Here is an 18,324-nt window from a genome sequence, read left to right on the forward strand (position 1 = left end):
GCGTGATCAATCGGAACGGTCTGCCCCGCCCACGGACTGCAGCAAGGCCGCCCAATGGTCGCGCTGGCGGGCCAGCAGGCGGGCATCCTGTCCCAGCAGGCGCAGATCGGTGAATTCAAACGGTTGCACGGCGTCCAGCCCCGACAGGGCGGCGATATCGGCCACGCCCCTGCCCTGGCCCAGGACCTTGGGCGCCACGTACATCAGCAGCTGGTCCACCACGCCGGCGTCCAGCAAGGCGCCGGACAAGGTCGCCCCCGCCTCGGCGTGCACTTCATTGACCTGCTGCCCCGCCATCCAGTCCAGCACGGCGTGCACATCCACATGGCCGTCGCGCAGGGGCATGTGGATGACTTGGGCGTTGCGCTCGGCCAGTTGCGCCTCGCGCTGCGGATCGCGGCGGTGGCTGAAGACCCAGCAGACCGAACCGTCGAGCAAGGCGGCCTGCGGAGCCAGCTTCAACTGCGTGTCCAGCACCGCCTTGATGGGCGGGCGCGGCGTGTCGACAGCCCGCACGTTCAGGCGCGGATTGTCGGCCTGCACCGTCCCTATGCCGGTCAGCACCACGCAGCTGCGCGCGCGCCAATGATGGCCGTCATCGCGCGCCTGCGGCCCGGTGATCCATTGGGACCGGCCGTCGGACAGGGCGCTGCGGCCATCCAGCGAGGCCGCCATCTTCAGCCACAGCCAGGGCCGGGAGCGGGTCATGCGGGCGAAGAAGCCCGCGTTGATTTCCAGCGCCTGCTCCACGCACAAGGGACCGTCCACAGCGATGCCGGCCTGCCGCAAGCGGGCCAGCCCCCGGCCCGCCACCAGCGGATTGGGATCGAGCATGGCCACGACCACCCGCGCCGGAGCGGCCGCGACCAACGCCTCGGCGCAAGGCGGCGTGCGGCCGTGATGACTGCACGGCTCCAGGGTGACATAGAAGGTCGCGCCGCGCACGTCCACGCCGCGCTCGCGGGCCTGGCGCAAGGCCATGACTTCCGCGTGCGGACCGCCCGCCTGCTGCGTGGCGCCGCTAGCCAGCAATTGGCCGTCGCGCACGATCAGGCAGGCGACGCGGGGATTGGGAGCGGTGATGTACAGCGACTGCCGGGCCAGCGCCAGAGCCTGCCGCATCCAGTCGTAGTCGTGTTGATCCAGCATGGCGGCAATCCGGTTCAGGACCGGCTGGGCTCGTTCATTTCGTCGATGGCCTGCACGAACTCGCGGATGTCCTTGAAGCTCTTGTAGACCGAGGCGAAACGCACATAGGCGACCTGGTCGAGCTGCTTGAGTTCGGCCATGACCAGCTCGCCGATAGTCTCGGAAGAGACCTCCCGTTCGCCGGTCAGCTGGAGTTTTTCCTCGATGCGCTGCACGGCGGCATCGACCTGCTGCATGGGTACGGGACGCTTGCGCAGCGCCACGCCCATGCTGGCGCGCAGGCGCGCGGGATCGAAATCCATGCGCGTGCCGTTGCGCTTGGCCACCACGGGCAGGCTCAGCTCCGAGCGTTCGTAGGTGGTGAAACGCCGTTCACAGGCCGAACACTTGCGCCGCCGCCGGATGGCGTCGCCTTCTTCGGTGATGCGGGAATCAATCACCTGGGTATCGACATGATGACAGAACGGACACTTCATTCAAGATCGCGGGCCTTGCGGCCCGCTCCGGGCTGATTATTTGGAGTACACGGGCAGCTTGGAGGTCAGCTCGTGCACGCGGCGGCGAACGTCGGCCAGCACGGCTTCGTCATGCGGGTTGTCCAGCACGTCGGCGATCAGGTGAGCCGTCTGCTCGGCCTCGGCTTCGGTGAAGCCGCGGGTAGTCATGGCAGGCGTTCCCAGGCGGATGCCGCTGGTGACGAAGGGCTTTTCGGGGTCGTTCGGAATGGCGTTCTTGTTGACCGTGATGTGGGCCTTGCCCAGGGCTTCTTCGGCCACCTTGCCGGTGATGCCCTTGGCGCGCAGGTCGACCAGCATCACGTGGCTTTCGGTACGGCCGGAGACGATGCGCAGGCCGCGCTCCACCAGGGTGCGGGCCAGGACATCGGCGTTCTTGACCACCTGGGCGGCGTAAGTCTTGAACTCGGGAGCCAGCGCTTCCTTGAAGGCTACGGCCTTGCCGGCGATGACGTGCATCAGCGGACCGCCCTGGATGCCGGGGAAGATGGCGGAGTTGATGGCTTTCTCGTGCTCGGCCTTCATCATGATGACGCCGCCGCGCGGACCGCGCAGGGACTTGTGCGTGGTGGAGGTGACGAAGTCGGCGTGCGGCACGGGGTTGGGATAGGCGCCGCCGGCGACCAGGCCGGCGTAGTGGGCGATGTCCACCATGAACAGCGCGCCGTTCTCATGGGCGATGCGGGCCATGCGCTCGAAATCGATGCGCAGCGCGTAGGCCGAAGCGCCGCCCACGATCAGCTTGGGCTTGTGCTCCTTGGCCAGTTGCTCCAGACGCTCGTAGTCGATTTCCTCGTCGGCGTTCAGGCCGTAGGACACGAAGTTGTACAGCTTGCCCGAGGCGTTCACGGGCGAGCCGTGCGTCAGGTGGCCGCCTTCGGCCAGGCTCATGCCAAGCACCGTGTCGCCGGGCTTGAGCACGGCCATGTACACGCCCTGGTTGGCCTGCGAGCCCGAGTTGGGCTGCACGTTGGCGGCCTCGGCGCCGAACAGTTCCTTCAGGCGGTCGATGGCCAGTTGCTCCACCACGTCCACGTATTCGCAACCGCCGCAGTAGCGCTTGCCGGGGTAACCCTCTGCATACTTGTTCGTCAGCTGCGTGCCCTGGGCTTGCATCACGGCTGGGCTGGTGTAGTTCTCAGAGGCGATCAGCTCGATGTGCTGCTCCTGGCGCACGTCTTCTTTCTGAATGGCGGCCCAGAGCTCGGGATCGACTTTGTCGAGAGTGGCAGAACGGTCAAACACGAGGGTTCCTAACGCTTAAGTGGAAGCAAACAAGAAAGCGACATTTTAGCGCGGATGCGGGCCGATCCGCCGCATCCGGCGGCTTTCACGCCGGAAACCACGCAAACCCGGGTAAAAAGCCGGGCGGAAGGAGGCGGGCTCAAGACAATATGAGCATTGCTCAACAAGCCCGCCGCTTGCGTCAGGATTGCTGGATCAGGCGCGGGTTGAGCGTATACAGCCCGGTGATGGACGCCTTGGCCAGGATGTGGCCCTCCATGGCGCGCAGCACGTCCTGGCCGGTGAAGCGGCCTTCCAGCGGCAGCTCGGCCACATCCAGCGCATAGACCGTGAACACGTAACGATGCGGCAGGGCGTCGTTCCAGGGCGGGCACGGGCCGTCGTAGCCGAAGTAGTCGCCGTTCATGTCGCGGTCGTTGGCGAACCAGCCGGTGTAGTCGTTGACGCCCTGGCGCGTGCCGTCCAGCGCCAGCGGGCCGGCCTTGCCCCTGGGCGTGATGCCCTTGGAGTACGAACCTTCGGCCAGCGTGGTGACGCTGGCGGACACATTGATCAGCACCCAGTGGAAGAAATCCACCCGGGGCAGATCCGCCGGCACTTCGCGCCCGGGCTGGTTGACGTCGTCCGGGCGGCTGGGGACGTCGGGGTCGTGGCAGATCACCACGTAGGACTGGGTCTGCTCGGGCGCGTCCGACCACTCCAGATGCGGATTGGCATTGCCCGCCAGGGCAACATGGGACTGGGCGTCGTACCGGCAGAAAGCCAGACGCTCGGGGATGACGCCCTGGTCCTGGAAAGAATCACTACGCAGTTTCATTGCAGACCTCCACAATCAATCAGCCGGTCAGGGTGACGCGGGCGAACTTGCGCTTGCCCACCTGCATCACGTAGCTGCCCGGCTCCAGTTGCAAACCTTTGTCGTCCACGCGCTCGCCGTCGATGCGCACGCCGCCCTGCTCCACGTTGCGCTGGGCCTCGCTGCCCGAGGCCACCAGGCCCGCTTCACGCAGGACCTTGAGCAGGGCCAACTGCCCGGCGACGGTGACTTCGGGCATGTCCTCGGGCATTTCGCCGCGGCGAAAGCGCGCCTCGAAGTTCTCCAGCGCCTGCTCGGCGGCCTTGGCGCTGTGACGGCCCGCGACGTTCTCCTGGGCCAGCTCCCCCTTGACGTCGCGCGGATTGCGGCCCTCTTCGATCTGGCGCCGCAGGCCGGCGATGTCCTCCAGGCTGCGGAAGGACAGCAGCTCGTAGTAGCGCCACATCAGGGTGTCCGAAATGGACATGAGCTTGCCGAACATGGAGTCCGGCGTTTCGCTGATGCCGATGTAATTGCCCTTGGACTTGGACATTTTCTCCACGCCGTCCAGGCCCACCAGCAGGGGCATGGTCAGGATGCACTGCTGCTCCTGGCCGTATTCTTTCTGCAGCTCCCGGCCCACCAGCAGGTTGAATTTCTGGTCCGTGCCGCCCAGTTCCAGGTCCGCCTTCAATTGGACCGAGTCGTAGCCCTGCAGCAGAGGGTAGAGGAACTCATGCACCGAGATGGGCTGGTTGGCCTTGAAACGCTTGGTGAAGTCGTCGCGCTCCATCATGCGGGCCACGGTATAGCGCGAAGCCAGCTGGATCATGCCGCGCGAACCCAGCTTGTCGCACCATTCGGAGTTGTAGCGCACTTCGGTGCGCTCGGGATCGAGCACCAGCGCGGCCTGATCGTAGTAGGTCTTGGCGTTGGTCACGACCTGCTCGGGGGTGAGCGGCGGCCGGGTGCTGTTGCGTCCGCTGGGGTCGCCGATGGTCGAGGTGAAGTCCCCGATCAGGAAGATGACGGTGTGCCCCAGGTCCTGGAGCTGGCGCATCTTGTTCAGCACCACCGTGTGCCCGAGATGGATGTCCGGCGCGGTGGGATCCAGGCCCAGCTTGATCCGCAGCGGCTGGCCGCTGGAACGGCTGCGCTCCAGCTTGCGCGCGAATTCGGATTCGACCAGCAATTCGTCGCAGCCGCGCTTGACAATGGCCAGGTCGGCAAGGACATCCGGGGAAAGGGGCTCTGATGGGAAAGACATAACGATCTGGTGACAAACTAATAAGTAAAAATGCTCGAAAAATGAAGCCTAATGCGCTAGGATAGCCTGCTATTGCGAGCCGCGCTTGAAATTCGGCAAGGATTCGTATCCCAACTTATCTTATCATTCCCGCGCAGGTCAGTTCGCCCGGGCAGGAATGCTTTTTGTCCGCCCAGTACTCACTGACCGCCGCCTGCTGGCAAGGGGGACAGTGACTCGTACGTCCATCAAGGCTCTGGTTTTATGTTCAGCAAAGGGAAACGCTCCTCCCCACCCCTTGACATCCACCAGCCTCGACCTCGTCGAGCTCCATTCATCCGCGCGGGACTGGTCGTCCTGGCCCTGGGTTCCTTCGCAGCCGCCGGCGCGCTGGCGGTCGTCATGCCCAGCAGCCCCGAGCCCCTGATCTACCAGGCGCGCACCGCCCTGCCCCTGCCGGCCGAGATGACAGTGCTGCAGACCCGGGACAGCCAGGCCTACGTCAGCGAAACCCGCATCCGCCGCGGCGACACGCTGGCCGCGCTGTTGCAGCGCATGAACATCAACGAGGAAGGCCTGCTGCAGTTCCTGACGCACGACAAGCAGGCGCGCTCCATTTACAAACTGTATCCCGGCCGCACCTTGCAGGCCGCCCTGGACGCCAACGGCAACCTGCTCTGGCTGCGCTACAAGCATACGCCCTACTCCGAGGAAGCGGGCGGCGGCGTGGCGCGCTGGCTGGAAGTGCGGCCCGACGGCGGCAAGGGCTTCACCGCCCAGGAACAGACCGACCAGGCCCACGCCCAGGTGCGGGTGGCCCAGGCCGAGATCAACAGCTCCCTGTTCGGCGCCAGCGACCAGGCCGGGATTCCTGACAGCATCACGCTGCAGATGGCCGACATCCTGGGCAGCAAGATCGACTTTCTGAAGGACCTGCGCAAGGGCGACAGCTTCCGCGTGGTGTATGAATCCTACGGCCACGAAGGCCAGGAAGTGGGCGCCGGACGCCTGCTGGCCTTGGAGTTCATCAACCAGGGCAAGGTCCACGAAGCCGCCTGGTTCCAGCCCGACAACGGCAGCGGCGGCTACTACGACTTCGACGGCAAGAGCCTGAAAGGCGCCTTCCTGCGCACCGCCCTGAAATTCACCCGCATCAGCTCCACCTTCGGCGGACGCCGCCACCCCGTGCACGGCGGCTGGCGGGACCATAAAGGCGTGGACTACGCCGCCCCGAGCGGCGCGCCCATCCATGCCCCAGCCGACGGCGTGGTCGAATTCATCGGGCGCCAGAACGGCTATGGCAATACCATCATCCTCAAGCATAACGGCGAATTCACCACGCTGTACGCGCACCAGAGCCGCTTTGCCGCAGGCCTGCGCAAGGGCGATCGCGTGGAACAAGGCCAGTTGATCGGCTACGTGGGCTCGACCGGCTGGGCCACCGGCCCGCATCTGCACTACGAATTCCGCATCGCCCAGAAGGCGGTGGATCCGCTGTCCGTGGACCTGCCCGTGGCGCGCGTGCTCGATGCGCCGCAACGCAAGCAGTTCACCGCCGTGCTGGCCTCCTACCAGAACAACTTCGCGCTGCTGCAGCCGGCCGCCGAAGGCGTGCAAGTGGCCAGCCGCTGAGCACGGCCATGCAGGGGCCCCTGTACATCGGCCTGATGTCCGGCACCAGCATGGACGGGGTGGACGCCGTGCTGGCCGAATTCGGCGCACAGGGCGCCCGCATACTGCAGGCGAACAGCCTGCCCATGCCGGCCGCCTTGCGCGACGAGCTTCTGGCCCTGCAGCACCCCGGCCACGACGAGCTGGCCCGCGCCAGTCGCGCCGCGCTGCAATTGGCCGACCTGTACGTGCAAGCCTGCCTGCCCTGGATCCGGGGCCCTGAAAAAACGGCGTTGCGCGCCATCGGCGTGCACGGCCAGACCATCCGGCACGCGCCCGACCAGGGCTATACCTTGCAACTGAACGCTCCCGCCCATATCGCCGAGCGCTGCGGCGTGGACGTGATCGCCGACTTCCGCAGCCGCGATATTGCTGCCGGCGGCCAGGGCGCGCCGCTGGTCCCCATCGTCCACGAGGCCCTGTTCCGCAGCGAAGGCGGCCGAGTCATCCTGAACCTGGGCGGCATCGCCAACATTTCCCTGCTGCTGCCCGGCCAGCCCGTATTCGGCTTTGACACCGGTCCGGCCAATATGCTGCTGGACGCCTGGATACGCAAGCACCGCGGCCTGCCCTACGACCAGGACGGCCGATGGGCCGCCAGCGCCGCGCCCGACCAGGACCTGCTTGCCGCCCTGCTGGCCGAGCCTTGGCTGCAGTTGCCGCCGCCCAAGTCCACGGGCCGCGATCTGTTCAACCTGGATTGGCTGGAGCAGCGCCTGCTGCAGGTCTATGGCGCACAGCCGTTCGACCCGGCCGGCGTCCAGGCCACCTTGCTGGAACTGACGGTGCGCAGCGTCGCCGATGCGATCCGCCGCAGCGCGCCGCAGGCGCAGGAAGTCCTGGTCTGCGGAGGCGGCGCGGCCAATCCCTGCATGCTGGCCCGTCTGTCGGACGAACTGGCCCTGCCCGTGCGGCCTACCAGCGAACTGGGACTGGACCCCCGGCACATCGCGGCGCTGGCCTTCGCCTGGCTGGCCCATGCCCACGTGGAGCGCATCCCCGCCGGCCTGCCCGCCGTGACCGGGGCGCGCCGACCTACGGTCCTGGGCGCCTGCTACCCGGCCTGATCCGGCTTGCGTCCCGCCTGCCTCGGGCTTGCTTTCCGGCAAAGAGCAGCGTCCTCGCGCAGTACAGGCCGCGCCTGCCTGCCGCCAGAACGGCCGCTCTTTTGTCTTTGGACGGTCTGGCCATAAAAAAAAACCCTGCCCAGTGAAAGGCAGGGTTTTTTGTGGCAGACGCCGCTTCAGCAAGGAAGCGCGCGGCTTACACCGTGAAGGAGGAGCCGCAGCCGCAGGTGGTGGTGGCGTTGGGATTGCGGATGACGAACTGCGCGCCGTCCAGATCGTCCTTGTAGTCGATCTCCGCGCCGACCAGGTACTGGAAGCTCATGGCGTCCACCAGCAGCTGGACGCCGTCCTTGTCGATGATGGTGTCGTCGTCGTTGACGAGCTCATCGAAGGTGAAACCATACTGGAACCCCGAACAGCCGCCGCCTTGCACGAATACGCGCAGCTTCAGTTCGGGACTGCCCTCTTCGATCAGCAGTTCGCGCACTTTCTCCACGGCCGCATCCGTGAAGATGAGGGGAGAAGGAGGGGCTTGCAGATCAACGGATTCGGTAAGGGTGCTCATGTGGTTCTCCTGCCGGCCCCCGCCGGCATGCGTAATGATCGTATGGATCGCACAGCGCTTGCGCCGCTCGCGGGTCGGGCGGTCAGTCTGACTGGGCGATGTCCGCCTGGCGGGACACTCTGATGGTGTTTCCTTCCAGGATGTTCAGTGTCAGGGAGGTGGGCTGAAAGCCCTCTGGCAGGGCCAGCCAGCCTATGGCACGCTGAAACTGGTTGAAATTCAAAGCCAAGGGATCCGGTTGTTCGCCGGAGGACTCTGTGGCCGCGGGATCCGGCCCCACGGTCGGCGATAAATCGATTTTAACGGTTTTTCCGCCCTGCCGGCCAGTGCCCTGAAATTGCAGCCGGCCGGAAAAAGCCTTGCCTTCCGTGGCGTTACGCTGCAGCAACACCTTGTAGGCGAGCAGATCGCCGCGCCGGCTGATGTCCAGCGCCCGTATGCTGACCGATCCGCTGGGGCCCGGCGGAAGAAGCTGTTCGTAGAAGGCCAGTTGCTCGCGCGTGTGGGCCAGGTCGGCCTGCGTGCTCTGCAGGGACTTCTCCAGCCCTTTGCGCGTGCTTTCCTCCAGCACCAGCTGGCCGCGCAGGACTTCGAACTCCGTCTGCATCTGGCGCAGGGACTCCTGGCTGCGGCTCAAGTCCTGCAGCGCCTGCTGGATGCTATCGGCGCGCCTGTCCTGCTGGATGAAGCCTTGGTAAGCCCACAGGCCGCCGGCCCCCAGCAGCAGGCCGGCCGCCAGGGCCAGCACGATGGCGCCCGGAAAGCGGGATCGGGCGGACGCGACGCGCGACGATTCGGATGGTTCAGTCATGAACGTTTGACCCGTTCATCAACGGCAAGTTCCCAGGCAGAGCTCCGGCCTTGCGGCCTGCGCTTCTTCGCCGCCATGCGGGACGCGTCCGGCTTTGCCATGCGCCCGTCATGGACGGCGGGACCGACGCCAAGGCCCGCAATCAAGGAAGAATCGCCACCTGGCGCAGGCCGGTCTGCTCGGGCAGGCCGAACAGGATGTTCATGTTCTGCACCGCCTGGCCGGAGGCGCCCTTGACCAGGTTGTCCTGCACCACCAGGATGATGAGCTGATCGCCGTTGCCGGGGCGCTGCACGGAGATGCGCAACTGATTGGATGCGCGCACCGAACGGGTCTCCGGCAGCGTGCCGGCCGGCAGCACGTCCACGAACTGCTCCTGGGCGTAGCGCTGCTCGAACAAGGCCTGGAAATCGGTATCCAGGGCTTCGGGCAGGATGCGGGCATAGATGGTGGAGAACATGCCGCGGATCATGGGCACCAGATGGGGCACGAAGGTCAGCCCCACGGGGCCGCCCGCCAGGCGCTGCAGCTGCTCCACGATTTCAGGATGGTGACGATGGCCGGCCACGCCATAGGCCTTGAAGTTGTCGCTGGCCTCGGCGAACAGGTTGGGGACCGAAGCGCCCTTGCCCGCGCCCGACACGCCGGACTTGCAGTCGGCGATCAGGTGGGCGGTGTCCACCAGTTTCTTGCCGCCTTCCAGCAAGGGGGCCAGGCCCAGCAGCACCGTGGTGGGATAGCAGCCGGGATTGCCGATGACCCTGGACTGGGCGATCTTGTCGCGCAGCAGCTCGGGCAGGCCGTAGGCCGACTGGCGCAGCACGTCCGGGCAGCCATGCTCCATCTTGTACCACTTCTGGAAGACATCGGTGTCCTGCAGGCGGAAGTCCGCCGCCAGGTCGATGACGCGCACGCCCGCCTCCAGCAGGCGCTCGGCCTGGCTCATGGCCACGCCGTGGGGCGTGGCGAAGAAGACGACGTCGCACTGCTCCAGCCCGGCCTGTTCAGGCGTGGAGAACTTCAGGTCCACGTGGCCTCGCAGGTTCGGATACATGTCCGAGACGGGCACGCCGTCCTCCTTGCGGGAGGTGATGGCGACCAGTTCGACGTTAGGGTGCTGGGACAGCAGACGCAGCAGCTCGACCCCGGTGTAACCCGTGCCGCCGACAATCCCTACCTTGATCCGGGTATCGCTGTGTGAAGCCATGAACTTTCCTGAATATGAGGTCAAAAATCGTATGTTACCGCAGTCCCCGCTCGTCCCGGCGCAAAGCGCGCCGGCCGCATGGACAAATGTAGCCGGCAAACAAAAACCCCGGCCAAGGCCGGGGTTCTTGAGCGCCAGACAGGCAGCGAAGCGGATTAACGCTTGCTGAACTGCTTGCGGCGACGTGCCTTGTGCAGACCGACTTTCTTGCGTTCGACGGCGCGGGCGTCGCGGGTCACCAGGCCGGCCTGTTTCAGGGCGGACTTCAGGGACTCGTCGTAGTCGATCAGAGCGCGGGTGATGCCGTGACGGACGGCGCCGGCCTGGCCGCTTTCGCCGCCGCCGTGCACGTTGATCTTGATGTCGAACGATTCGACATGATTGGTCAGCACCAGAGGCTGGCGCACGATCATGCGACCCGTTTCGCGGGCGAAGTATTCGTCGACGGGTTTGCCGTTGACCACGATTTGGCCCGAACCCTTCTTGATGAAGACACGAGCGACGGAGGTCTTGCGACGGCCCGTACCGTAATTCCAGTTACCGATCATGACCTATCCTTAGATGTCCAGAGTTTTAGGCTGTTGAGCACTGTGAGGATGCTCGGCACCAGCGTAAACCTTCAGTTTCTTGGCCATGGCGTAGCCCAGGGGGCCCTTTGGCAGCATGCCCTTGACGGCCTTTTCGATGGCACGGCCGGGGAAGCGCTCTTGCATGGTTTGGAAATTGGTTTCGTAAATACCGCCTGGGAAGTTGGAGTGGCGATAGTATTTCTTATCCTGCGCCTTGTTGCCGGTCACGGCAATTTCAGCGGCATTGATAATGATGATGTAATCGCCCGTATCAACGTGAGGGGTGTATTCGGGTTTGTGCTTGCCACGCAGACGGCGTGCGACTTCGCTGGCCACACGACCAAGGACTTTGCCTTTAGCGTCGATCACAAACCAGTCACGTTTGACTTCATGCGGCTTGGCCACGAAGGTCTTCATGATGGTTCCTAAATATGAAAAATACACAGGGCAAACAACATGCCTGCCCCATTGCGCCGCCCGCACTACATACGGGACAGCCCTATCCGGCCCTGCCAAGACGTTATGTTCCGCCCGTGCATTTTTTGCCAAATAGCTCGCCATAATAACATAAATAGCGGAAAACACACAGGGTTTTCGGAAAACAGGGCCAAGAGGCCACAAAAAAGCCCTTCCCCTGACGAGGGAAGGGCTTTGGACCAGAAAGGCGCCGCGGACGCGGCGCGCAGGGTTCAACCCTTCTTCAGGTTGGACAGGGCGATGCCCAGGTAGTTGTCGTAGGAGCCTTCAGCCACGCGGAACCAGGGCACGATGGCGTCGCGGAAACCCATGTAGTCGTCGTGGATCTTCTTGAACATGGGGTCCTTGTCGCAGAATTCCTTGTACAGCACATTGGCGGTCTTGAAGGATTCGTCCATGACGTCGCGCGGGAAGGCCTTGAGCACGGCGCCGCTGGCGATCAGGCGGCGCAGGGCGGCGGGGCTCTGGGCATCGTACTGGGCGATCATGCGCTCGCCGGCGGCGCGCGAGGCGGTCTCGATCAGGGACTGGTACTGCTTGGGCAGGGCCTTGAAGGCGGCGTCGTTCACGTACAGCGACACCTGGGCCGAACCTTCCCACCAGCCGGGGTAGTAGTAGTACTTGGCCACTTTCTGGAAGCCCAGTTTTTCATCGTCCACGGGGCCGACGAATTCCACGGCGTCCAGCGTGCCCTTTTCCAGCGAGGGATAGATGTCGCCGGGCGGCACCTGCTGGGGCACCACGCCCATGCGGGCCAGCACTTCGCCCGCAAAGCCGGCGGTACGCATCTTCAGGCCCTTCAGGTCTTCGAGCGAATTGATTTCCTTGCGGTACCAGCCGCCCATCTGGGTGCCGGTGTTGCCGAAGGCGAAGTTGATGATGTTGCGGGTGGCGAACAGCTCGCGCAGCAGCTTGGTGCCGTTGCCTTCCTGCATCCAGGCGTTCATCTGGCGGGCGTTCAGGCCGAACGGCACGGCCGTGTCGAAGCTGAAGGAGGGGTCCTTGCCATAGTAGTAGTAGGAGGCGGTCTGGCCGCATTCCACGGTACCGTTGCTCACGGCGTCCATCACGCCAAAGCCTGGAACGATCTCGCCGGCGGGATACAGGCGGATGCTGAAGTTGCCGTCCGTCGCCTCTTCAATCATCTTGCAGAATGCCTGGGCGGTGGAGAACAGGGCCGGCGTGGCTGGTCCGTAGGTGGACGTCAGCTTCCAGTTGACTTTGGGATTGCTCTGAGCAATGGCAGGAGCGGCGATGGCGGCACTGCCGGCCACGGCGCCAAGGCCTGCCTTTTTCAGGAACGAGCGACGCTGCATGAAAAACCTCCTTGTGGGCGTTCGACGATCATTGGGAAATGTTTTTTTGTGCTAAGGATATTACACTGGCGCACAGCCCAGCGGGGCCCTGCGGGACCGGGATTATCCCGCAACCCCGTCATAACGGCGGCCCGCCCATGAAATTAAGTGCGGACGCAGTGCGGGCGCAGCGCGGACGCGGCACGGACAAGGTGCGGAGCGCTCCGGCGCACGGGGCGCCATGCGGTACGGCCTCAGGATCCGGCCACCGACATCTGCTCGATCAGGATGGAGCCGGTGCTCTTGGAACCGCGTCCGAAGGTGTCGGCGCCCACCGCCACGATCTGGGCGAACATGTCGGCCAGATTGCCGGCGATGGTGATTTCCTCCACCGCGTGCTGGATCCGGCCGTTCTCCACCCAGTAGCCGAAGGCGCCGCGCGAGTAGTCGCCCGTCAGGTAATTGATGCCCTGGCCGATCAGTTCGGTGACGAGCAGGCCGCGATCCATCTTGCGCAGCATCGCGTCCAGGTCGTCCTCGGGGCGCGTCAGGCGCGAGCTCAGCAGCAGGTTGTGCGATCCGCCGGCATTGCCGGTGGACGGCATGCCCAGCTTGCGGCCCGCGTAGGAAGACAGGAAATAACCCTTGAGCACGCCGCCGCGCACCACGTCGCGATCGCGGGTGCGCACGCCCTCCGCATCGAATGGCGCGCTGCCCATGGCGCCGGCCAGATGCGGGCGCTCGACCACGTCGATATGCTTGGCCAGCACGGACTTGCCCAGCGAATCCAGCAGGAAGGAGGTCTTGCGGTACAGGGCCGAGCCGCTGGTGGCCTGCACCAGCGAACCGAGCAGGCCCACGGCCAGCGGCGCCTCGAACAGCACCGGGCAGCGGCCCGTCGGAATGCGGCGCGACGACAGGCGCGACAGGGGGCGTTCGGCGGCGTAGCGGCCCACGGACTCGGGGCTGGAGAGGCGGTGGGGATCGCGCGAGGTGCTGTACCAGTAGTCGCGGTGCATGCGATCGCCCTTGCCCACGATGGGGCTGACGCTGATGGAGTGCCGGCTGTAGGGATAGCCTCCCAGAAAGCCGCGGCTGTTGCCCATGACGAAATGGCCTTCCACGGTATCGACCGAGGCGCCTTCCGAATTGCTGACCAGCGGGCTCAGGTCCAGCGCCGCCTGCTCGGCGCGGATGGCCAGGCGGGCCGCCTGGTCCGCATCCAGCAGCCAGGGGTGATGCAACTGCAGGTCCGGATACTCCAGGGCCAGCATGTCTTTTTCAGGCAGGCCCGCGAACGGGTCCTCGGCCGTGTAGCGGGCGATGTGCCAGGCCGCCTCCACGGTCTCGCGCAGAGCCTTGAGCGAAAAATCCGATGTCGATGCCGAGCCGCTGCGCTGGCCCGCGAACACGGTCACGCCCAGGGAGCGATCCTGCGTCTGCTCGACGGTCTCCAGTTCCCGCTGGCGCACGGACACGGCCAGGCCCTTGTTCTCGGAAATATCCACCGCTGCGTCGCTGGCGCCAAGCTTGCTGGAGTGACGCAGCGCTTCGTCCACCAGTTCGCAGAACTGGAACTGGTTGGCGCTGATAGCCAATTGGGAAATAGTTCGTTGACTCATTGCTACTCTTTCAGGGTTAGGCGGTTATCATAGCCAATTGGCGACAATCTTTTTCACTCTTTATGTCCCGCCCACGCACTGAAATCGACGAAAACGGATACGATCGGCCCAGCAAATCGCAGGTCAAACGTGAAATGCATGCCCTGCTGGACCTGGGCAAACGACTGATCGAACTCTCCGACGACAGGCTCAAGCAGCTCCAGCTGGACGAGCGGCTGCTGATCGCCATCAAGGAAGCCAAACGCATTACAGCCCGGGAAGGCCGCCGCCGGCAAATTCACTTTGTCGGTAAGCTTATGCGCCAGGTCGACCCCGAGCCCATCCTGCAGCAACTGGACGTCTGGGAGAACGGCTCCCGGGAACAGACCCAGGCCATGCATCGGCTGGAGGCGCTGCGCGACCTGCTGTTGCGCAGCGACGACGCCCTGACCGAATTCATGAACGAATTCCCCGGCGCCGACATCCAGCAGCTTCGCACGCTGATACGAGCCGCCCGCAAAGAGTCACAGAAAAATGAGACACTGATGCCCGGTCAGGATCCGCAGCGCAAACACTACCGCGCCCTGTACCAGTACATCAAGACCCTGGTTGACCTTTCGGAGTCCCCATGAATCCCCTGCTTGAGTCGATTGAAATTGAAACCGGCCTCAATCCGCAGCACGCCGTCATCTGGCTGCACGGCCTGGGCGCCGATGGCCACGACTTCGCGCCCATCGTCCCCGAGCTGGGCCTGGAAGCCGCCCCGCCCATCCGGTTCGTCTTCCCTCATGCTCCCGTCCAGCCCGTCACCATCAATGGCGGCATGGCCATGCGCTCCTGGTACGACATCTACGTGGCCGACCTGGTGCGCCGCGAAGACGAGAACGGCCTGCGCCACTCCCAGACCGAGGTGCAGAACCTGATCGCCCGCGAGAACGCGCGCGGCATTCCCACCGAACGCATCGTGTTGGCCGGCTTCTCGCAAGGCTGCGCCATGACGCTGCAGACCGGCCTGCGCCTGCCCGAACGGCTGGCGGGCATGGTCTGCCTGTCAGGCTACCTGCCCCTGGCGGGCTCGGTCGCGGCCGAGCGCCATCCGGCCAACCAGAACACGCCCATCTTCATGGCGCACGGCATCATGGACCCGGTCGTGCAGATCAGCCGCGCCGAAGCCAGCCGCGAGCAGCTCCAGTCCCTGGGCTATGCCGTCCAGTGGCACACCTACCCCATGCCGCACGCCGTCTGTCCGGACGAAATCGCCGCCATCGGCGAGTTCCTGCGCCAGGTGCTGCGCTAACACCACGGATGCTCAAGCAGAACGCCGCTGGCCACAGCGGCGTTTTTTTCGACTCGCGCAGGCTCAATCCGAGCGGCGCGTCTCTCCCAGGTCCAGCCAGACCCGCCGCATGCTGGGGTCCTCGGGATCCGGGTCGTTCTGGAAGCCCAGGCGCTTCATCAAGGCCTGCATGGGCGAATTGGAGGCCAGCACGTAACCGTCGATGTAGGTCAGGCCCTGTTCGGACGCCGCCTGGATCAGGGCCTGCATCAAGGTCAGCCCCAGGCCCCGCCGCTGCCAGGCGTCGCCGATGACCAGGGCGTACTCGGCCCCGCGGCCGTCGGCGTTGCGCAGATAGTGGGCAAAGCCGATGATCTCGTCGCGCGGGTGGTTGCGATTGTCCGGATTGGGCGAGCGCACGGTGGCGATGAGCGCCAGCTCCCGGTCATAGTCGATGCGGGTATAGCGCGACAGCATGCGCGGGGTCAGCTCGCGCAACATGGACACGAAACGCATGTAGCGGGTCTCGTCCGAGAGGCCGCGCATGAAGGCCTGCAAGGCCTCGGCGTCCTCGGGCCGGATGGGACGCAGCGTCCAGCGCTGCCCGTCCTGGAACTGGCGCCGTTCGATCAGATGGCGCGGATAGGGGTGGATGGCCATGTGGCGGTAGCCCGCCGTCTCGGGCAGCACCAGCATGGACTGGCTGCTCAGGGTGATCTTGATGCTCTGGATGTACAGGCTGTTGTCGCCGGCCATCAGCGGGTCCAGAGCCACGCCGCTCACGCCGGGCAGCTCGCTCATCAGGTCGGACAGGCGCTCGATCGTCTGCAGCAACTGCGTCAGCACCAGCGGCGTCAGGCGCGAGGACAGCATCTTGCGCCACAAGGGGCTGCGCTCCACCAACTGGCGGGCCAGGTAGCGATTCAGGGGCGGCAGCTCCACAGCCGGGTAGGAGGCGGACAGCCAGCCCTCGTGGCCGGCCGCGCCGAACACCACATAGGGCCCCAGCTTGTCGTCGGTCTCGAAGCGGACCCCCATGGGCGGCAGGTCGGGGTCCGGCAGGCCCTGGTCGCTCGTGACGCGCAAGTCCACCACCGGCACGTGGAAATAACGCAGCAGATCGCGGCATTCCTCTTGCGTGGGCTGGCGGCGCTCGCTCTGGATCTCGCTGACCAGGGCGCGCGCCGGCTCGACTTCGGGCAGCGTGCCCAGAGGCAGCGGCGGCAGGGTCTGCTGCGACAGGTGCTGATTGTAGTGATAGCGCGCCAGCAGGTCGAAGGCGTTGGCGGCGGTATCCGGCGTGCGGAAGGCCGGCGTGCCCACGCCGTCGAGCAGATGACGCAGGGGCCGCATGTCCGCATCGCCGATCAGGCAGGTGATGATGGGCTTGCGCGCGCTGGCCGACAGCATGGCCAGTTGGCGCGAGACCGCCTGCATGTCCGACAGCGGGTCGGGCGTCAGCAGCACCAGGACCCCGTCGATGTCCGCGTCGTCCAGCAGGGTGGAGACCACCGAGTCGATGCGCATGGGCGTCAGCGGCGCGAAGGTGACCACCGGATTCTGGGGCTGGTCGCCCGGCACCAGCAGGTTTTCCAGAGCGCGCTGCGTGGCGGGCGCCAGCTCCGGACAGGAAACGGCGGCATCGGGCCCCAGCACGTCCAGGGCCAGTTGGGCGGCGCCGTTTCCGTTGGAAAACAGGGCGATGCGCCGGCCCTTGGGGCGGCGCGTACAAACCAGCACCTTCAGGGCGGAGAACAATTGCACGAAATACCGGATGCGCACCGCTCCCACGCGCCGCATCAATGCATTGAAGACGGCCTCGTGCGCTTCGCCCGACTGGCGCTGGCCGCCCACCTTCAGCACCACCACGGGCTTGACCGCCGCCACGGCGTGCAAGGCGCTGGTGAAGCGGCGCGAAGCCGGCGTGTGCTCCAGGTAGAGGGCGATGCTGTCCGTGCGCGGATCCATGGCCAGGTAATGCAGCACTTCAGGCACGTCCACGACAGCCTCGTCCCCCACCGAGACAATGGCGGAAAAGCCCAGGCTGACGTCGTCGGCCCAGTCCATCAGGGCGGAAGTGATGGAACGCGACTGGGAAACCAGCGCCACCCGTCCGGCCAGGGCCATCTGCGGCTCGTGGCTGAGGTTGATGCCCAGGTGCGGCCGCTGCACGCCGAAGGCGCGCGGACCCAGCACCAGGCAGTCGTTGATGCGCGCCCAGGAGCGGGCGTAGACCATGTCCTCCAGCGGATCCTGGGACGACAGGTCGGAGGGCAGGATGACCACCACGCGCGGTTTGTGCGGGCGGATGGCATCCAGCGCCTGCGGCAGGCGATCGGGCGCGATGCAGACCAGCGCCAGGTCCAGGCGCTGCGTGCCGACCAGGCCCTCCAGCCGGTCCGGGACGCGCACCTCGGTCGCGCTGACGACGGCCTGCGTGATGCGCCCGGCCAGGCGCGCCGGTTCCTCGCGCAGAATGGGCAAGGGCAGGGTCGAGACCACCAGCACCGAGCGGGGTTCAAACAATGCCGTCAGACGATGCCTCAAGACTGCCATGATCGCTCCGCCATACTGTAAGCACACGCCAAGTTGAAAGTCCTCCCATCTTAAGCACAGCCGCCGCCAAAGTAAAAGCCATCGGCTGCACCCGGCGCGCCTATCCTTTGGTATAGGCGGCGTAGCCCAATGCCTTGGCCAAACGCCTGCTTTGCAGCGGCGGCGCGCCGTAAAATGACGGCTGTCCGGAAAGCAGCGCCTTCCGGCTCTCTGACAGGAAAACCCGCTATGTCCAGCGACAGTAGTCGAAGAAGCAGGCTGCAAGGGCCATCCCGGCG

17 protein-coding genes are annotated in these 18,324 nt (G+C 65.4%); 4 read left to right on the forward strand and 13 right to left on the reverse strand.

Translation table 11 applies throughout. The features are described from left to right. Positions 1–6: 6 nt before the first annotated feature. The 5 genes from ribD to tyrS form a co-directional block, all read right to left on the reverse strand. Positions 7–1,149, reverse strand: a complete 1,143-nt coding sequence (ribD, locus tag ACWPWO_RS13365; RefSeq protein ID WP_454006992.1) for a bifunctional diaminohydroxyphosphoribosylaminopyrimidine deaminase/5-amino-6-(5-phosphoribosylamino)uracil reductase RibD — start codon at positions 1,147–1,149, stop codon at positions 7–9. Between the two features lie 14 nt (positions 1,150–1,163). Beyond that, positions 1,164–1,625 (reverse strand): transcriptional regulator NrdR, encoded by a 462-nt coding sequence (gene nrdR / locus ACWPWO_RS13370; RefSeq protein ID WP_394061772.1) that lies wholly within the window; start codon positions 1,623–1,625, stop codon positions 1,164–1,166. A gap of 36 nt (positions 1,626–1,661) precedes the next feature. Continuing rightward, positions 1,662–2,909 (reverse strand): serine hydroxymethyltransferase, encoded by a 1,248-nt coding sequence (gene glyA, locus ACWPWO_RS13375; RefSeq protein ID WP_454006993.1) that lies wholly within the window; start codon positions 2,907–2,909, stop codon positions 1,662–1,664. 181 nt (positions 2,910–3,090) lie between these two features. Then, positions 3,091–3,726 carry a YbhB/YbcL family Raf kinase inhibitor-like protein gene (locus tag ACWPWO_RS13380; RefSeq protein ID WP_454006994.1) on the reverse strand — a complete coding sequence of 212 codons (636 nt, stop codon included), beginning with the start codon at positions 3,724–3,726 and terminating at the stop codon, positions 3,091–3,093. 19 nt (positions 3,727–3,745) lie between these two features. Next, entirely contained in the window at positions 3,746–4,972 is a 1,227-nt protein-coding gene (gene tyrS, locus ACWPWO_RS13385; RefSeq protein WP_454006995.1) for a tyrosine--tRNA ligase, read from the reverse strand. A gap of 243 nt (positions 4,973–5,215) precedes the next feature. Between tyrS and ACWPWO_RS13390 the strand changes: the two genes are divergently transcribed. Both ACWPWO_RS13390 and ACWPWO_RS13395 read left to right on the forward strand, forming a co-directional pair. Next, positions 5,216–6,583, forward strand: coding sequence for a peptidoglycan DD-metalloendopeptidase family protein (locus ACWPWO_RS13390; protein ID WP_454006996.1), 1,368 nt, complete (start codon positions 5,216–5,218; stop codon positions 6,581–6,583). 8 nt (positions 6,584–6,591) lie between these two features. Continuing rightward, positions 6,592–7,689 (forward strand): anhydro-N-acetylmuramic acid kinase, encoded by a 1,098-nt coding sequence (locus tag ACWPWO_RS13395; RefSeq protein ID WP_454006997.1) that lies wholly within the window; start codon positions 6,592–6,594, stop codon positions 7,687–7,689. Positions 7,690–7,885: 196 nt separating this feature from the next. Here ACWPWO_RS13395 and erpA read toward each other — a convergent pair whose 3' ends face one another. The 7 genes from erpA to pmbA all read right to left on the reverse strand — a co-directional run bounded on the left by erpA (position 7,886) and on the right by pmbA (position 14,235). Continuing rightward, positions 7,886–8,254, reverse strand: a complete 369-nt coding sequence (gene erpA, locus ACWPWO_RS13400) for an iron-sulfur cluster insertion protein ErpA (RefSeq protein ID WP_394061784.1) — start codon at positions 8,252–8,254, stop codon at positions 7,886–7,888. 82 nt (positions 8,255–8,336) lie between these two features. Beyond that, positions 8,337–9,065, reverse strand: coding sequence for a DUF6776 family protein (locus tag ACWPWO_RS13405; RefSeq protein ID WP_454006998.1), 729 nt, complete (start codon positions 9,063–9,065; stop codon positions 8,337–8,339). A 142-nt stretch (positions 9,066–9,207) separates the two neighbouring features. Continuing rightward, positions 9,208–10,272 carry an N-acetyl-gamma-glutamyl-phosphate reductase gene (argC, locus tag ACWPWO_RS13410; RefSeq protein ID WP_454006999.1) on the reverse strand — a complete coding sequence of 355 codons (1,065 nt, stop codon included), beginning with the start codon at positions 10,270–10,272 and terminating at the stop codon, positions 9,208–9,210. Positions 10,273–10,427: 155 nt separating this feature from the next. Next, positions 10,428–10,820 carry a 30S ribosomal protein S9 gene (gene rpsI / locus ACWPWO_RS13415; protein ID WP_394061790.1) on the reverse strand — a complete coding sequence of 131 codons (393 nt, stop codon included), beginning with the start codon at positions 10,818–10,820 and terminating at the stop codon, positions 10,428–10,430. Between the two features lie 9 nt (positions 10,821–10,829). Further along, positions 10,830–11,258, reverse strand: a complete 429-nt coding sequence (gene rplM, locus ACWPWO_RS13420; protein ID WP_394061792.1) for a 50S ribosomal protein L13 — start codon at positions 11,256–11,258, stop codon at positions 10,830–10,832. A gap of 272 nt (positions 11,259–11,530) precedes the next feature. Continuing rightward, positions 11,531–12,634 (reverse strand): TRAP transporter substrate-binding protein, encoded by a 1,104-nt coding sequence (locus tag ACWPWO_RS13425; RefSeq protein ID WP_454007000.1) that lies wholly within the window; start codon positions 12,632–12,634, stop codon positions 11,531–11,533. A gap of 233 nt (positions 12,635–12,867) precedes the next feature. Then, positions 12,868–14,235: a metalloprotease PmbA gene (gene pmbA / locus ACWPWO_RS13430; protein WP_454007001.1), complete on the reverse strand. Its 1,368-nt coding sequence runs from the start codon at positions 14,233–14,235 to the stop codon at positions 12,868–12,870. Positions 14,236–14,297: 62 nt separating this feature from the next. On the opposite strand from pmbA, the gene yjgA reads away from it, so the two are divergent. Both yjgA and ACWPWO_RS13440 read left to right on the forward strand, forming a co-directional pair. Then, the gene (gene yjgA / locus ACWPWO_RS13435) at positions 14,298–14,846 is read left to right on the forward strand and encodes a ribosome biogenesis factor YjgA (RefSeq protein WP_394061798.1); all 549 of its coding nucleotides are present in this window, start codon (positions 14,298–14,300) and stop codon (positions 14,844–14,846) included. After that, positions 14,843–15,511 (forward strand): alpha/beta hydrolase, encoded by a 669-nt coding sequence (locus tag ACWPWO_RS13440; protein WP_454007002.1) that lies wholly within the window; start codon positions 14,843–14,845, stop codon positions 15,509–15,511. Before yjgA ends, ACWPWO_RS13440 begins: the two co-directional genes overlap by 4 nt. A gap of 63 nt (positions 15,512–15,574) precedes the next feature. Here the strand turns inward: ACWPWO_RS13440 and ACWPWO_RS13445 are convergent, their stop codons facing one another. Beyond that, positions 15,575–18,046 carry a GNAT family N-acetyltransferase gene (locus ACWPWO_RS13445; protein WP_454007003.1) on the reverse strand — a complete coding sequence of 824 codons (2,472 nt, stop codon included), beginning with the start codon at positions 18,044–18,046 and terminating at the stop codon, positions 15,575–15,577. Positions 18,047–18,324: the final 278 nt, after the last annotated feature.

The organism is Alcaligenes sp. Marseille-Q7550, from assembly GCF_965112015.1.

Coding starts and splice junctions, on each gene's coding strand:
- ribD (WP_454006992.1), bottom strand. CDS start 1,149: ATGCTGGATCAACACGACTACGACTGGATGCGGCAGGCTCTGGCGCTG.
- nrdR (WP_394061772.1), bottom strand. CDS start 1,625: ATGAAGTGTCCGTTCTGTCATCATGTCGATACCCAGGTGATTGATTCC.
- ACWPWO_RS13380 (WP_454006994.1), bottom strand. CDS start 3,726: ATGAAACTGCGTAGTGATTCTTTCCAGGACCAGGGCGTCATCCCCGAG.
- tyrS (WP_454006995.1), bottom strand. CDS start 4,972: ATGTCTTTCCCATCAGAGCCCCTTTCCCCGGATGTCCTTGCCGACCTG.
- ACWPWO_RS13390 (WP_454006996.1), top strand. CDS start 5,216: ATGTTCAGCAAAGGGAAACGCTCCTCCCCACCCCTTGACATCCACCAG.
- ACWPWO_RS13395 (WP_454006997.1), top strand. CDS start 6,592: ATGCAGGGGCCCCTGTACATCGGCCTGATGTCCGGCACCAGCATGGAC.
- erpA (WP_394061784.1), bottom strand. CDS start 8,254: ATGAGCACCCTTACCGAATCCGTTGATCTGCAAGCCCCTCCTTCTCCC.
- ACWPWO_RS13405 (WP_454006998.1), bottom strand. CDS start 9,065: ATGACTGAACCATCCGAATCGTCGCGCGTCGCGTCCGCCCGATCCCGC.
- argC (WP_454006999.1), bottom strand. CDS start 10,272: ATGGCTTCACACAGCGATACCCGGATCAAGGTAGGGATTGTCGGCGGC.
- rpsI (WP_394061790.1), bottom strand. CDS start 10,820: ATGATCGGTAACTGGAATTACGGTACGGGCCGTCGCAAGACCTCCGTC.
- rplM (WP_394061792.1), bottom strand. CDS start 11,258: ATGAAGACCTTCGTGGCCAAGCCGCATGAAGTCAAACGTGACTGGTTT.
- ACWPWO_RS13425 (WP_454007000.1), bottom strand. CDS start 12,634: ATGCAGCGTCGCTCGTTCCTGAAAAAGGCAGGCCTTGGCGCCGTGGCC.
- pmbA (WP_454007001.1), bottom strand. CDS start 14,235: ATGAGTCAACGAACTATTTCCCAATTGGCTATCAGCGCCAACCAGTTC.
- yjgA (WP_394061798.1), top strand. CDS start 14,298: ATGTCCCGCCCACGCACTGAAATCGACGAAAACGGATACGATCGGCCC.
- ACWPWO_RS13440 (WP_454007002.1), top strand. CDS start 14,843: ATGAATCCCCTGCTTGAGTCGATTGAAATTGAAACCGGCCTCAATCCG.
- ACWPWO_RS13445 (WP_454007003.1), bottom strand. CDS start 18,046: ATGGCAGTCTTGAGGCATCGTCTGACGGCATTGTTTGAACCCCGCTCG.